Source organism: Trichocoleus sp. Lan (assembly GCF_039961855.1).
Classification (GTDB): Bacteria; Cyanobacteriota; Cyanobacteriia; order Cyanobacteriales; family FACHB-T130; genus FACHB-T130.
The window spans coordinates 109,192-122,648 of sequence record NZ_JAMPKA010000017.1; the positions used below are offsets into that span (position 1 = coordinate 109,192).

Below are 13,457 nucleotides of genomic sequence, written 5' to 3' on the forward strand. Positions count from 1 at the left end.
GCTTCATGCAGGCGAGTTGCAAAGCTCTTGTTTCAAAACTATTTGTGACGGCTGTGCCCAAACTTCGGCTCGCAGGTCTTGTATTCAGTTAGGTAAAACCTAGTTTAGTACACTTGTATTTTTTCAGAAATAGTAGAGGGGTAGCAATTTTTGCGGCTGCCCAATCGTGTCTCATGTTAGAGTGCGATCGCGTAACGTCTAGGCTTTCTTCGCTGTTTCCCCTGAATGCCTCAATGATGCGACCTTTATTGGCGCTGCCGCAAGCAGTTAGCGCGAATAATCCTGACTCGCGCCTACGTCTAGGTGCGATGATGCTGAATCAATTAAAGATTTTGACCCAATAAGGAGTCAAACTCCGCTTTTAATGCCTTTAGATCGGCAACTCTTGCGACTAACAAATTTTCTTTGCCAGCATCCTTAAGACGCTTGTTCCAATATTGGATATTGTCAGAATTGTTCAGCCAAAAGTCTACCATTGTATGCAGAATCTCTTCTAAATTCCAGCCTCGCTTGGGTGGAACCGCTTCAACGGATTCCAGAAAAGCATCCAGGGTGCATTTAGGACTTCCTAAGTATTCGGCTCTGTGTGGATCTGTTTGAATAATTTCCTGTTGATGGTTAAAGAAATAAAGAATGGGAGATACCCCTAAAATTTCAAAGGTATAGTTCATCGCAGTCTCCTCAAAATTTTCTTTCTTGCTGAATCCTACCAATTCTTAAAGAATAGTATGGTTACATTGCTAACATCTTTGGCATCCGGCTTAAGTAAATTTATACAATGTTTGATAAGCGAGAAATATCCGCCAGAAGAAGTGTGCAGCCTGAACTGAGGAGTATGCCCTTCGGTAAAATTTACATCAGAATGACCGATTCAAAAAACAGGAATGATATTTTTAACAAATTTTTTTAATTGGATTACAAATTTTAAAGGAGAACTGGCGGCACTCAGTGCCGCCTTTTTATGGGCGATCGCTTCGCTGGTTTACAGCCGCTTGGGACGGCAAATCCCACCCCTAGAACTGAATTTGTTTAAAGGGATAATTGCGATCGCGTTCCTTGTCTTCACACTACTTTTGCAAGGACAGCTGCTACCTGAAATCAACCCGACTGCACTGACACTATTGCTACTAAGTGGCGTCCTGGGCATTGGATTGGGAGATACGGCTTATTTTGCAGCCATCAATTGCCTGGGTGCAAGGCGTACCTTAATATTAGAAACGCTAGCACCCCCCTTAACAGCTGTGTTAGCGCTAGTCTTTTTACAAGAACAACTGACGGCTGCTGCTTGGTGCGGCATTTTATTAACCATTTTGGGCGTCGTCTGGGTGGTGACGGAACGAGTGCCTAATTCCACCGCTGAAAGCAAGCATCTGACGATGCGGGGAATTAGTTGGGGTTTACTGGCAGCAGTAGCACAGGCAACAGGTGCCGTCCTCTCGCGGACAGCCCTCATCCAATCGAGTATCAGCCCCTTGTGGAGTACCTTGGTGCGCTTGGGGGCAGGGGTTCTGGTGCTACTGCTGTGGAAGTTGCTGGGACAGCGTCAAGTCAACGGCTGGCTTAAACCGTTGCAGTCTTGGCGCATTGTAGGAGTCATTGCCATAACCGCTTTTTTCAGCACCTATCTCGGCATCTGGTTGCAACAAATTTCTCTGAAATTCGCCCCCGCAGGAATTGCCCAAACCCTAAGTTCTACTAGCCCTTTGTTTGTCTTGCCTCTAGCGGTTTGGATGGGTGATGTTGTCAGTTTTCGAGCTATTTTAGGCGTTTTAGTTGCCTTGGGCGGTGTCGCAGTGTTATTTAGCCTTCGGTAGCGATTTGGTGGGGAAGTGCCTTGAACAGAAAATTGCGATCGCACTATTACACCAGTAGTTTTAGAAAGGGAGATTGCTTAATTAATAAAGTTTGAGGCTATGCTTAACCCCTAAAAACATAGCGCCTACTTCAGAAGTAGACGCTCTCAAGAGAGGACTTTTTAACCCAGTTCTATCACTTTGTCAGAAGCCGCAATAATTTGCGATCGGCAGTAGATAGACTAAATTGTTGTATTTTCCCGATCCATCTGGCGCTCAATCGTTTCGATCGCAGCGTTAAGTCCCGCCAATCTTGCCTCTAGATCGTTTCGCATCCATTTCAGGAACCGAAGTCTGCGTTCCTGATAATCTCTACCGGAAACTGGTTGAGATCCCCAACAGGTACTACCCCAAAACGGAAACATAGCGTTCATCCTTAATGTAAGTCTACTTTCATCTTGACCAAATTTTTTGGCAGTAAGGTGGCTGAGAGTGCAGTGATTACCGTATCTCCAACAAAAAGAGCGCCTTTGTGATTTGCGATCGCGCTCTCTCCTTAACTTCAATTAAACCGCTGCTTTAGCCGCAAAGCGTCCTGTATTCCGGATAGCATCTAGAAATGCATAGACGGCTGGAGTATGAAGGGCATTTGCGAGAACCGCTACCCCAATTACTCGCTCTAGAGGTGCTGGCAGGCTGCACACGCGCACCCCAGTGGGTACAGGTTCGGCAGCCAGACGAGGGAGAATTGCTGCCCCTAAACCCTGCTCCACCATGCTGACGATAGTTGAATCTTCTTTGATTTCATAAGCAATGTTGAGCGGGTATTCTGCGATTACCAAGTATTTGCGAATCCACTCATTGCAGGGAATGCCGGAACTAATAATCAAAGGATATGTGGCTAACTGCTTCCAAGTAACTTTGGCACTACTTAAATTAGTTGTAGGCGGGAGTAGGAGAACGTAATCATCTCGTAAGATTTCCCAAGTTTCAAATTCATTACCAGCGGGTAAGTAGATAAAGCCAATATCGGCATAACCGGCTCGCAATGCATCTCCTACACGCGAGTAATCATCACCATCAACGATGCTTACAGTGATATTCGGGAAGCAAGCGCGAAATCGAGCGATCGCTGTCGGGAGTATATGAGTCGCCACACTCCGAAAACAGGCAACTCGCACGTTTCCACCCTGTAAGCCTTTTTCTAAATTGGCTTCCTTCTCCATTGCTTCCAAAAGCTGTAGCAATTTACGAGCATGAGCCGTAACCCGCTCTCCAACTGGGGTGAGACGCGCTCCATAACGCCCGCGAGCCAGCAAGACGACTCCCAATTCTTCTTCAAAACTTGCGATCGCATGACTGATTGCTGACTGCGATACCTCCAACTGCAAGGCGGCTTCGCTGAAGTTGCCGTAGTCTGCCACTGCGACTAAAGCACGAATCTGGGAAAGCTTCATCCGGCTTTTATTGATTTCATTCATGGCGGTTATGCAAGCGGTGTATGCATTGTCGCAAACCCAGTCAAATCATGTCTTCTTCTATATATGAATTTTATTCATACTACCTATACAAATATTGCTTTGTCTATCAAATAACCAAAAGTTACATTGAATTTGTCAGCGAATTTAGGTTGTGCAATCTAGATTTCTTGGTTGAATTAGTCGAGATTTTACAAGCTCCTCTCTAGTTCCACATCACCCATTCAGGTGATTCTACTGGAGGAAGTAAACTTCTAATCTTCAACTTTACTCTGTAATTAACCTTCATCAGTTGCGGCGGAATCAATATTGATAACTGCTGCAAGCAAATAAGTTTGTCTATCCTACTTTTTTTGCAGCACAATCTGAAATTTATTCTATCTTGAAACGGGAGAAATTTGTTATGGAAACTTCTGAGAATTGTTTTGAGAGAAAAAACCTAGAAACTATTTACACAAAAAAAGAGCAGAAGTCTGTTCGGGAAACTAATGTATTTTCTACTTTGAATAGTGTTTGGCAGTATTTAGTTAGATTCTTTACTCAAGAGCCAGAGGTAAAAGTTTGGAAGAAGTGCGACCGCTTTGGAAACATCTGGTGGGAAGGCTACGATCCTTTTAGCGGCAGCTCTGCAACTTTTGGTTGTGAAGTTGATATGCTGGAATGGGTTGAAAAAAGGTACTACGGAAACAATAAGTCAATGTTTTAAAGAAAAGCAAAACATTGGAATCCGGGGACTTTTATCTTCCAGCTAGATTTTCTGGGGAAGCGCTTTTAAAGCGAAACAAAAAGAGTAACACACCAGGAAAATATTCTCAACGTATTGCACAACCCCTAGCTAATGCTGGGGGTTTTCGGTGGAAGAGAGCGCTCCCTCTCACCCCAACTGAATTTATTTCTGGCGGTTATGAATCGTCTTCAATTCCCATCGTCAAATCTAGAGTCGCACGAGCAACAGCGGCGTGTTCTTCGGCAATATCGGGAGGAGGAGTGGTGATATTTTCGTTTTGACCTTCGACTAGCAACCTTGGTTTATCGTCCTCTTCCGGTTTCAGAGTTGAGTTATCTAGATTAGCTTGCTCATTTTGGGGAGTCAGTTTCTCATCTGTCATAAGCGTTCTTTTTGCGAAGTATCTTCGATTTCCTTATCGCTTAACCGCTAAGGTCAATCCATCCGCTATGGGGACGAGACTGATAGAAACTCGTTCGTCGCGGTGCAATTTTTCGTTCAAAGCTCGGATATTCTGGGTACTATTATCCCGATCTTGAGGATCGGCAACTCGTCCACTCCACAAGACATTATCGATGGCAATTAAACCACCGGGACGCACCAGCTGGAGCGATCGCTCATAATACCCGTCATAATTACTCTTATCAGCATCGATGAACGCAAAATCAAACGTTTGTGCCTCCCCCTGTGCCAATAGCCGATCCAGCGTTTCCAGCGCCGGTGCGATTCGCAGATCGATCTTGTCCGCCACCCCAGCTTCTTGCCAATAGCGCCGCGCTACCGAGGTAAACTCTTCACTGACATCGCAAGCAATAATCTTGCCGTCTGGGGGAAGTGCCAAAGCCACGCACAAAGAACTGTAGCCAGTAAATACGCCCACTTCCAAGGTTTTCTTTGCCCCCATTAGCTGAACCAACAGCGCCATAAATTGCCCTTGTTCTGGGGAAATCTGCATCCTGGCGTAGGGATGATTTGCCGTTTCTTCCCGCAGACGGCGAAGAATCTCTGGTTCTCGCAAGGATGAAGAAAGTAGGTAATCGTAAAGCTGGTCATCTAACCCTAGGGCCTTTTTTGACATGATGGATTTAGAACTCGAAGAACGCACACAGCCTATCCTATCGTTCTGGTTGTGATACGTAGGAAATAGAGGAGAAGTTAAACGCCATGCTGCGAATTATTTTGACAGTGATTTTGCTGGGACTGCTGACAGCTTGCGGCATTGGTGTACCCGCACCAGGTGGTCAACTGGTACAGAAAGCGATCGCGCTTCAAGTCAGCCAAACCCAAAAGCAGCTAAGTCAGCAGTTATTCCAGCAACCCTCCAGCTTTGAAATCGCTCAAATACGAGTGACTCATGAAGAACCTTTGTTGATCCAAAAGTTACCCGCCTATCACATCCAAGGCACCTACAACTTTACTCTGCAACGTCCTAACCATCAGGTAACTCAACAACAAAACCACTTTGATATCTACTTGCAACGCCAAATCGAAGGTAAAACTTGGCGTTTAGCCATTCCTCAATCTACTAGCACAAACACTGAACCGACTTGGCGCACTTGGTTGATTCAATAAACTAATTTTTAACCTTCAATATTTAATAAATTTCTGTCTATCCGATCCCATCGTTTTCTGCGATCGCCAAAAAAAGGTATTCTTTCCTTTACGTCTTGACGGTTAAAAAATCTAACTGATGTGAAAGTTGCCAAACTATCACAAACCGCTCTATTACCACAGCTATCCCCAGCCACGATTGAGGCAATTCCTTCAGGCAGAGATGACTGAGATGTATTTCAACTTTATTGGGTTCAGCGTGGGATTAGTCGTTTTAGTGCTGGTCGCTTTTGGTGTAGTGCAAGGCTTAAATGTGCCAGCAGGTAATTTTATCGATTGGGTAATTGGTGCGGCGAGTTTTTGGTGGCTGCTGGTGATTGTGACAGTTCCGTGGAATATCCACTTTGACGCCAAAGAAGTCATCGCAGAAGCAGCACTGTCAACCGAAAAGGGAATTGCGATTGATGAGAAACAAGTTAAGTATGCCAAAGCGATCGCAAATCGGTCATTTTGGGTAGCGATCGCGCTCCATTTTCTCTCTGCTGCCGGTCTTTATACTCTAGCTGTAACAGGCATCAGTGCCGTTGGATACGTCAGTTCCGGTGCCGCTTTACTATTAACGGCTTTGCGTCCCGCCGTGCGAACCTACGAATATTTAGCCGCCCGGTTGTCGATGATTCGCCAAGAATTTCAGTATCCCCGCCAAGATATTTGGGAACTCCGCAACCGCTTTGATAATTTAGAGTATGCCGTCAGGCAATTAGAAGCGCAAATGAATCCTGAAGATCCATATTCTTTTGTCGCCACTCAACAGCGAGCGGGCGATGAAACTCGCAAAGAATTAGCCCGCGTGAATGCCACAATCGAAGAACTGCGAGCCACAAACCAAGCCGATCACGAGCGCTTATCCAGAGAAGCGAAAAATGCGATCGCGCAACTCAGCGCAGACGGGCAATTTCTCGACCACGTCCGTGAAATTATCCGCTTTTTCAAAACCGCCTAATCAGAAGAGAGGGAGAGGGCTGAGGACTGAGGACTGAGGGCTGAGGGCTGAGGGCTAAGGGTGAGGACTGAGAAGGGGGAGAGGTTTGAGGGCGAGTAGAAGCACGCGAGATATGAAACAGTAAGAGAGTTGAAGTTAACTTATTGCGCCCAAGGCTAAAGTGTTGAATCTGGAGTTTTGTTGTCTCTCCCTTATCCCTTGTTAATACCTCAGCCCTCAGCTCCCTCATTCACGCCCCTATCTAGGGATTTTTTGTGAACTGGAGCCTCCCCCCTCCTCAGCCCTCAGTCCTCTCCCCTCTTCTATACTTCAGTCCTCAGTCCTCAGTCCTCAGTCCTCTCCCCTACTCAATCCTTACAAGAATCCCGCTGACTCATACAGCCTTCTGAGAGTTGCCTCAATCTTAGTCCCGTACTGCGGATCTGCTGCCCACCGTCCGCTCAACTGAGAAATCAGCGGCGCGACGCCCCGCGTCACAAAGCGAAAGCGCGGATCGACCAGTTCCTGTACCAAAGGCTCTAAACTCGCGTAAGCTTTCAAGTGTTGGATATGGGCGCGGACGCCAATTCTGGCGCTGGGGAAGGTCGCGCTCTCAGAAGCTCCGCCGATCGATCCCAAAGCGGCAAAATTATTTTGGCTGGGCTTAATGTCACCCCCAAAGCGCAAAAAGCCGGTTTCTACACACATTTGACAGAAGGCAATGTCATAGTTGACGCCCTCAATTGTGGCTTCTTCCCGGTAAAGTTTGGGTAAGTCGGGAAACTGGGCGAGGGCGTTTTCGTTATTGGCTTTGAGGAACATAATCATCTGTACCTCAGAGGTATTTCCATATCCCATAATCCGGTCTAGTTGACCGGGACAGATGGGTAAAATGGAGCGCAAAGACAGGGTGCGGGTGGCGCTATCCCAACCAACCGAGATATTAAAAGGTCGAAGTTCAATGGCTTTGACATAGACGACACCTCGGTAGGACACGCGGCGGACTGAGGTGTTATTTGTCAAGTCAATTGCGAGCCTGTCCACCAGGTCAATAGGGATGTAGGCGTTGCTATTGATGAGAACGCCCTTCTCCCCATAGACCTGGTTATTAATGTTGATATTGATGGAAGGATAGGTGGGGGAAGTGCCAGGATCGGGGGTGGGAGTACCGCCTCGGCTCCAAGATGCCAAGCCGTCTGCAATTCCTAGCGCGATGTCGCGGCGGCGATTCTGAATTAAGAATCGGTCATCCGGATTGGTGAGATAGCCAACTTCCATCAGCAAGGAAGGAATAAAAGTGTCGCGGCAGAAACTCAAACGTCCGACGCCGGTGGCGGTGTCTGGCTTGACTCCCCGGCTGGGCAGCTGGGGAACGCGGCGCAAAAGCGCCAAAAGTAGCAGTTCGGCATTCTGCTTGCGTTCCTCGTTGCTGGAAATGTAGAAGACCGTAGCGCCACGAGTCGCCGGGTTAGAATAGGCATCGGCATGGATTTCTAGCGCCACGTCGCCGCTCCGAGAGCGGGCGTTGAGCCAGGAAATCGACTGCGTTGAGTTCTGATCGTCTGGGACAGAAAGAACTTCAAAACCCCGCGATCGCAGTTCGGGTACAATCTGGTCGCGCAGCAGAATCATCTCTTGAGCCTCTGTGGTGCCACCTGCTTGCCCTCCTGGCTCTCCAGCACCATGACCGGCTGAAATAAAAATTCGTCCCATCTTGAAGGATTCCCCCAGCGCTAAAAGTAATCTATATTAATCAACCACGATAAGGATTTCCGGGTGCTACGGCTAGTCCAACTTAACGCTTCCTGTGTGAGAACAGCGAATAAATTGTTCCAGACACATATATTAATGGGTACTAAGAAGAAGAAACTGTAAGATTTTCGGTATGGTAGAGCTGGAAATCATCAATTCATCCCCATAGATGAACAAAATCGTTGAAGTCTTACCAGATAAAACGGCGCTGATTGAGCGATCGCTCCAAGTGTGCGTTGAGCAAATTCACGCCGCAATCGAACAGCGATCGCTCTGTACTATCGCCTTGTCCGGTGGTAGCACCCCCAAGCCGTTGTATGAAGCGATCGCGACCCAAAATCTGCCTTGGGATAAAATTCACATATTTTGGGGCGACGAACGCTACGTGCCGCCAGACCATCCCGATAGTAACCAAGGGATGGCGCGGAGTGCATGGCTGGATAAAGTGAATATCCCAGCCGCCAACATCCACCCCATGCCAACCGATGAAGCCGATCCATCTGTTGCAGCGGATAAGCACGAACAACACATCAGGGAGTTTTTTCAAGTTCAACCCGGTGAATTTCCAGCGTTCGATCTCATTTTGTTAGGGATAGGAGACGACGGACACACAGCTTCTCTGTTTCCCCACACAGAAGCATTGAATGTACGCGATCGCCTGATTACCGTCGGCAACAAAGATGGGCAACCCCGGATCACCTTCACGGCACCCCTAATTAACCATGCTCGGTGTGTCATATTTGTGGTTGCCGGTGCGAGTAAACGACCTGCTCTCGCTCAGGTTTTTGCTCCTACCGCTGACGACCAAACCTATCCCAGTCGGTTAATCCAGCCCCAAGGCGAACTTTGGTGGCTTTTTGATGAGGCTGCCGGTCTTGAATTAAGCCGGTCTTGAACTAGCCGGTCTTGAACTAAAAAGTTAAGACGCCTCGCCATTCAGACTATATTTGAATTTCCACCTTCCACTCCCATCTCTAGGAGGGATACAGCCTGCAAGGAGGTTTTATGATTGTCTGCCCGAATTGCAATCACCAAAATCCTGATGGAGCAGCCCAGTGTGAGGCTTGCTACACCCCCTTACCCGCCACCACCGCTTGTCCCAACTGTGGCGCACCCGTCCAAACCGACGCTACCTTCTGCGGTCAGTGTGGTTCTAACCTGCGACCGAGCAGTCCAGGTGAGGTAGGGGCATCGACAGGACTAGACCCATTCCCCGGCGTACCGGACTTAATGGCACCCGATCCGCTGGTGGCACCCGATCCTTTAGTGGCTAGCCCTCAATCATCAATGCCCAGCTCTAGCCCGGATGTATCCGCTCCGGTGGCACCCGTTCCAGCTACAGTGGTCAGTCAGCCACCCGCACAGGAGCAAGCAAGCGTTACCCCCCCGGCGGCTTCTAGCAGCACTCCACCCGCGTCCGCAGCAACTTCTGGTAGCTCAAAAACGCAGCTACAGCAGCAAAATGCCCGTTTGCTGCACGTCCAAACGGATACGATGATTGAATTGCCAGCACAACTGTCGGTGATTCACATCGGCAAGCCAAACGACCAGATTCCACCTGATATTGATGTTTCAGGATTCCCCAATTCCGAGATTGTTTCTCGGATTCATGCGGATATCCGCGTGGAGGGAGACGCCTTCTACATAGAAGACGTTGGGAGTGCGAATGGCACCTACATTAACCATAACCCCCTGCCTAGCGGCAATCGGCACCGTTTAAGAACCGGCGATCGCATTGGCCTAGGCAAAGGCGACAAGATGACCTTCTTGTTCCAACTCTCTTAATCCCAGAGGCTGTTCGATGCGATCGCAAAGCCTGAAAAGCCTGCTGCATCGCCTCTTGGGGTGAGGGGTCATGGCAATTGCAGACTGTTTTTTTAAGTGATAGGCTTGAGGGAAACAATTCGGCATCGGACTCAGGTTTATGTAAATTCCACAGTTATATAAACCTGTGATGGGAGAAATTGGGAATCCCGGCGAATCAATTCGGGGGATACACCGACTTGACCCCCTCATGATACGATGCCATTGGTAACACCCGTGGGTGCCTTGGAACTAAAAACGCGAAACCCAGGTGGAACGAGGTCAAAAGGGTTTACAATTCCATCTGCCCACGTTCTACCCATTCGCGGTCTGACTCCAGTCATTGGGGGATTCATTTCAATTCATTGAATGGAGGAAGTCACGTCAGTTGACAGTGTTACGAGTCCCAAGCCTAGAGACGGAAATCTTTAGAATATGTAACATCGGTGATTACCCTGACCCTGCTGCATCCTATCCAATCTATACCAGTTCAGAATTGGACTTTTGAACCCGAATCAGTAGTAATTCGGATTGGACGGTCAACCGAGAATGATGTCATTCTTTACAGTGCGGTTGTTTCTCGACACCACGTCGAGATTCGGCGTAGTGGTTCCGATTGGGAAGTTGTTAGTTTAGGTGCCAACGGCACCTATCTCGATGGAAAACGCATCGACCAAGTGCCGGTGGTCGATGGGATGATTATTCGCCTCGCCAGCTCCGGCCCCCAAATTCAAATTCGGATTGGCTCGGCAGAAACTAAGGCAAGGCTAAATACGGTTGCAGGTAAGCAATCGGTCACTCGAAAGTCTGAAGAGAAATCCAGAGATAGAGAGACTTTCATAGATGCCCGTTCGCTTGAACCAGATGAAAAGAATCAACCAAGCGTGAAGCTGGTTGCTGCTTTGGAAAATCTTGGTAAATCTAAAAAATTACCCTAGGGTTGCCAAGATTTTGTCCTAGGTCTTTACCATCGCAATTCAAGGGTTGTATGGAATACATCCGTAGGGGCATGGCAATCAAAAAGCCCCTACTTAATGGGCGCGGTTAAAACGTAGAGCCGCGATATCTTCCACTCAACTTAAGAAACGCTATAAACGGTATTGAGCTAGCAATAAGCGAAAATACCAGTAAAATGCCTATCTCACCACAATGCTATCTCTCAGACAGCAACGGATTGCCGATCTGGAGATAGCATTGATTTTGGCTTGAATTGAAATGGGGGCAGAGGGACTTGAACCCTCACGACCTTTTACGGTCAACGGATTTTCATTCTCTCGCAGCTTTCGCTACTGTCTTTTACGACTTTGAGAATTGGACTCTCCCTTTACCCTCGGCTTGACGTTAGGGTAGCTCCCGTCGAGTCTCTGCACCTTCCAAAGAGTTTTGAAGTTTGGTTTTTGAGTTTTGAGTTTTAAATTCACTCAGTCCTCAGTCCTCAATCTTCAAGCACTGGCTTTGGCTTGGCTCAGGATTGCCATGTCTGTTGCCAGATTTAGGTTTCCCTGAATTTGAGAGCCGTCACTTGACAGATTTCTCCATCAAGGCTCAGTTTTCTAAGTCCGTAGCGTCTGCCATTCCGCCATGCCCCCCCGATGGGGAGAAGTGTCGTTACGTATCTTCTACAAAACTAACTTCATTGTCTATTGCACCATTAAATGGGGACTTTATGCAACTATTCCTTTAGTAGTCTCACTAATTAAGCGGCTGATTCCAGCAAACGGTAAAATATGGACAGTTCGTCGGGTGTCTAAACGGATAGTTCTCTGTTGGGAGACTTTTTGTGTTGATGTCCGCGCCGGGACGCCGGTACTCGCGCTCGTTCTTCTACCGCCAGAAAAAATTATGATGGTTGCGATATTGTATCTAGTTTTGAGTGGAGCCTACCTGGTAGTGATTCCCTTCGCCCTGTATGCCTACCTGCAACAGCGTTGGTATGTGGCTAGCTCCTTTGAACGGAGTTTCATGTATTTCCTGGTTTTCTTTTTCTTCCCAGGTTTGTTGCTCCTCAGCCCATTTTTGAATTTTCGACCCAAGCGGCGGCAAGTTCAGAGCTAAGGTTTGTCGTTGGGTAAGCGCTAAATGCGACGAATTGACATCATTGGAATTGGCATCGGCGTCTTTGCCGCCGGTGGAATTGTGTATTTGCTGTTGCTGGTGGCTGGGCTAGATAGCCTGGAAGCGGGGATTTGGAGTCAAGTTTTCCTAGTGGGCGGGTTGGTTGGCTGGCTGCTGACCTACCTGTTCCGAGTCGGAACGAAACGGATGACCTATAACCAGCAGCTCAAAGACTATGAAGAAGCCGTTTTACAAAAGCGACTGGAAGAATTGACGCCAGAAGAACTGGCTCAGCTGCAAGCTGAAATCGAACGGGAAAACAAATTAAAAAAATAGCTGATAGCCGTTAGCGGTCAGGTGTGTAGGGGCACGGTAATGCTGTGCCCGTATAAGAGCCTGTAGTTTCTTGTTTGCCCCTGACTGCTGATCCGTGAATTGCTAACGCCCGAAGTGCCACTGACCACTGACCACTGATTTTTGACAAATGACTTCAATTTCCGAGTGCTTTGAGTCTCTCGCGCGTCGCTCTGAATGTGCCTTAATTCCCTTTATCACAGCGGGAGATCCGGATCTGGAGACCACGGCTAAGGCGTTAAAAGTTCTTGATGCCGCCGGTGCTGACATGATTGAACTGGGCGTTCCCTATTCAGATCCGTTGGCAGATGGACCCACGATTCAAGCTGCCGCGACTCGCGCCTTGCAACGGGGAACCCGCTTGGAACAGGTAATAGAGATGGTATCCGGGGTTAGCAAAGAGGTGCGATCGCCTATCGTCCTATTTACCTACTACAACCCGATTCTAAACCGAGGCATTGAACCGTTCTTCAAGCAGATTGCGAATGCTGGGGTGCGGGGATTGGTCGTGCCAGATTTGCCCTTGGAGGAGTCTTCCAATCTGCTGCAAACTGCTGCCAGTATGGGAATTGATGTAGTTTTATTGGTAGCGCCTACCAGTTCCCCAGAGCGAATAGAAGCGATCGCGCGTCAGTCTCAGGGATTCATTTACTTGGTGAGTGTCACTGGCGTAACGGGAATGCGCTCTGGACTGGACTCGCGGGTGCAAGATATCCTCAAGCAGATCCGAAGCGTTACGGATAAGCCCATCGGCATTGGGTTTGGCATCTCCGAGCCAGAACACGCCCGTCAGGTGAAAGACTGGGGGGCAGATGCTGCAATTGTCGGGAGTGCCTTGGTGAAACGTTTGGCAGAAGGAACACCCGAACAGGGACTCGATGCGATCGCTGAGTTTTGCCGGAGTTTGAAAACGGCGATTACAACCTAACCCCGTTTGTAAAGTAGTGAGTTTTAAGTGATGA

17 protein-coding genes are annotated in these 13,457 nt (G+C 48.1%); 11 read left to right on the plus strand and 6 right to left on the minus strand.

What is annotated here, in order from left to right; genetic code table 11:
• The first annotated feature begins 113 nt into the window (after positions 1 to 113).
• Positions 114 to 344, plus strand: coding sequence for a hypothetical protein (locus NDA03_RS16400; RefSeq protein WP_348238610.1), 231 nt, complete (start codon positions 114 to 116; stop codon positions 342 to 344).
• On the opposite strand, the gene NDA03_RS16405 is transcribed toward NDA03_RS16400, so the two are convergent.
• Positions 324 to 671, minus strand: a complete 348-nt coding sequence (locus tag NDA03_RS16405) for a hypothetical protein (RefSeq protein ID WP_190413588.1) — start codon at positions 669 to 671, stop codon at positions 324 to 326. The two genes, NDA03_RS16400 and NDA03_RS16405, sit on opposite strands and share 21 nt — an antisense overlap.
• 213 nt (positions 672 to 884) lie before the next feature.
• Here NDA03_RS16405 and NDA03_RS16410 point away from each other — a divergent pair, with 213 nt between their 5' ends.
• Positions 885 to 1,814 (plus strand): DMT family transporter, encoded by a 930-nt coding sequence (locus NDA03_RS16410; protein WP_348238611.1) that lies wholly within the window; start codon positions 885 to 887, stop codon positions 1,812 to 1,814.
• A 221-nt stretch (positions 1,815 to 2,035) separates the two neighbouring features.
• On the opposite strand, the gene NDA03_RS16415 is transcribed toward NDA03_RS16410, so the two are convergent.
• Both NDA03_RS16415 and NDA03_RS16420 read right to left on the minus strand, forming a co-directional pair.
• Positions 2,036 to 2,218 carry a hypothetical protein gene (locus NDA03_RS16415; RefSeq protein ID WP_190413584.1) on the minus strand — a complete coding sequence of 61 codons (183 nt, stop codon included), beginning with the start codon at positions 2,216 to 2,218 and terminating at the stop codon, positions 2,036 to 2,038.
• 141 nt (positions 2,219 to 2,359) lie between these two features.
• Entirely contained in the window at positions 2,360 to 3,274 is a 915-nt protein-coding gene (locus NDA03_RS16420) for a LysR family transcriptional regulator (protein WP_190525013.1), read from the minus strand.
• A gap of 400 nt (positions 3,275 to 3,674) precedes the next feature.
• On the opposite strand from NDA03_RS16420, the gene NDA03_RS16425 reads away from it, so the two are divergent.
• The gene (locus tag NDA03_RS16425) at positions 3,675 to 3,977 is read left to right on the plus strand and encodes a hypothetical protein (RefSeq protein ID WP_348238612.1); all 303 of its coding nucleotides are present in this window, start codon (positions 3,675 to 3,677) and stop codon (positions 3,975 to 3,977) included.
• A gap of 196 nt (positions 3,978 to 4,173) precedes the next feature.
• Here NDA03_RS16425 and NDA03_RS16430 read toward each other — a convergent pair whose 3' ends face one another.
• A complete protein-coding gene (locus NDA03_RS16430; protein ID WP_348238613.1) occupies positions 4,174 to 4,380 on the minus strand; it encodes a hypothetical protein in 207 nt (68 codons plus the stop codon).
• 33 nt (positions 4,381 to 4,413) lie between these two features.
• The gene (locus tag NDA03_RS16435; protein WP_190677041.1) at positions 4,414 to 5,076 is read right to left on the minus strand and encodes a class I SAM-dependent methyltransferase; all 663 of its coding nucleotides are present in this window, start codon (positions 5,074 to 5,076) and stop codon (positions 4,414 to 4,416) included.
• 86 nt (positions 5,077 to 5,162) lie between these two features.
• On the opposite strand from NDA03_RS16435, the gene NDA03_RS16440 reads away from it, so the two are divergent.
• Entirely contained in the window at positions 5,163 to 5,570 is a 408-nt protein-coding gene (locus NDA03_RS16440; protein WP_190525017.1) for a hypothetical protein, read from the plus strand.
• A 211-nt stretch (positions 5,571 to 5,781) separates the two neighbouring features.
• On the plus strand, positions 5,782 to 6,552 hold the full coding sequence (locus tag NDA03_RS16445) for a hypothetical protein (RefSeq protein WP_190984589.1): 771 nt from the start codon (positions 5,782 to 5,784) through the stop codon (positions 6,550 to 6,552).
• A gap of 354 nt (positions 6,553 to 6,906) precedes the next feature.
• On the opposite strand, the gene NDA03_RS16450 is transcribed toward NDA03_RS16445, so the two are convergent.
• Positions 6,907 to 8,244, minus strand: coding sequence for an N-acetylmuramoyl-L-alanine amidase (locus NDA03_RS16450; protein ID WP_190413570.1), 1,338 nt, complete (start codon positions 8,242 to 8,244; stop codon positions 6,907 to 6,909).
• Between the two features lie 208 nt (positions 8,245 to 8,452).
• Here NDA03_RS16450 and pgl point away from each other — a divergent pair, with 208 nt between their 5' ends.
• From pgl to trpA, 6 genes are all read left to right on the plus strand, one after another.
• Positions 8,453 to 9,178, plus strand: coding sequence for a 6-phosphogluconolactonase (gene pgl / locus NDA03_RS16455; protein ID WP_190525019.1), 726 nt, complete (start codon positions 8,453 to 8,455; stop codon positions 9,176 to 9,178).
• A 110-nt stretch (positions 9,179 to 9,288) separates the two neighbouring features.
• Entirely contained in the window at positions 9,289 to 10,068 is a 780-nt protein-coding gene (locus tag NDA03_RS16460; protein ID WP_348238614.1) for an FHA domain-containing protein, read from the plus strand.
• A gap of 464 nt (positions 10,069 to 10,532) precedes the next feature.
• A complete protein-coding gene (locus NDA03_RS16465; RefSeq protein WP_190984575.1) occupies positions 10,533 to 11,024 on the plus strand; it encodes an FHA domain-containing protein in 492 nt (163 codons plus the stop codon).
• Between the two features lie 904 nt (positions 11,025 to 11,928).
• Positions 11,929 to 12,141, plus strand: coding sequence for an NAD(P)H-quinone oxidoreductase subunit L (gene ndhL / locus NDA03_RS16470; RefSeq protein WP_190413562.1), 213 nt, complete (start codon positions 11,929 to 11,931; stop codon positions 12,139 to 12,141).
• 24 nt (positions 12,142 to 12,165) lie between these two features.
• On the plus strand, positions 12,166 to 12,477 hold the full coding sequence (locus NDA03_RS16475; RefSeq protein WP_190413560.1) for a DUF3007 family protein: 312 nt from the start codon (positions 12,166 to 12,168) through the stop codon (positions 12,475 to 12,477).
• 148 nt (positions 12,478 to 12,625) lie between these two features.
• Entirely contained in the window at positions 12,626 to 13,423 is a 798-nt protein-coding gene (gene trpA, locus NDA03_RS16480; RefSeq protein ID WP_190428699.1) for a tryptophan synthase subunit alpha, read from the plus strand.
• Positions 13,424 to 13,457 lie beyond the last annotated feature (34 nt).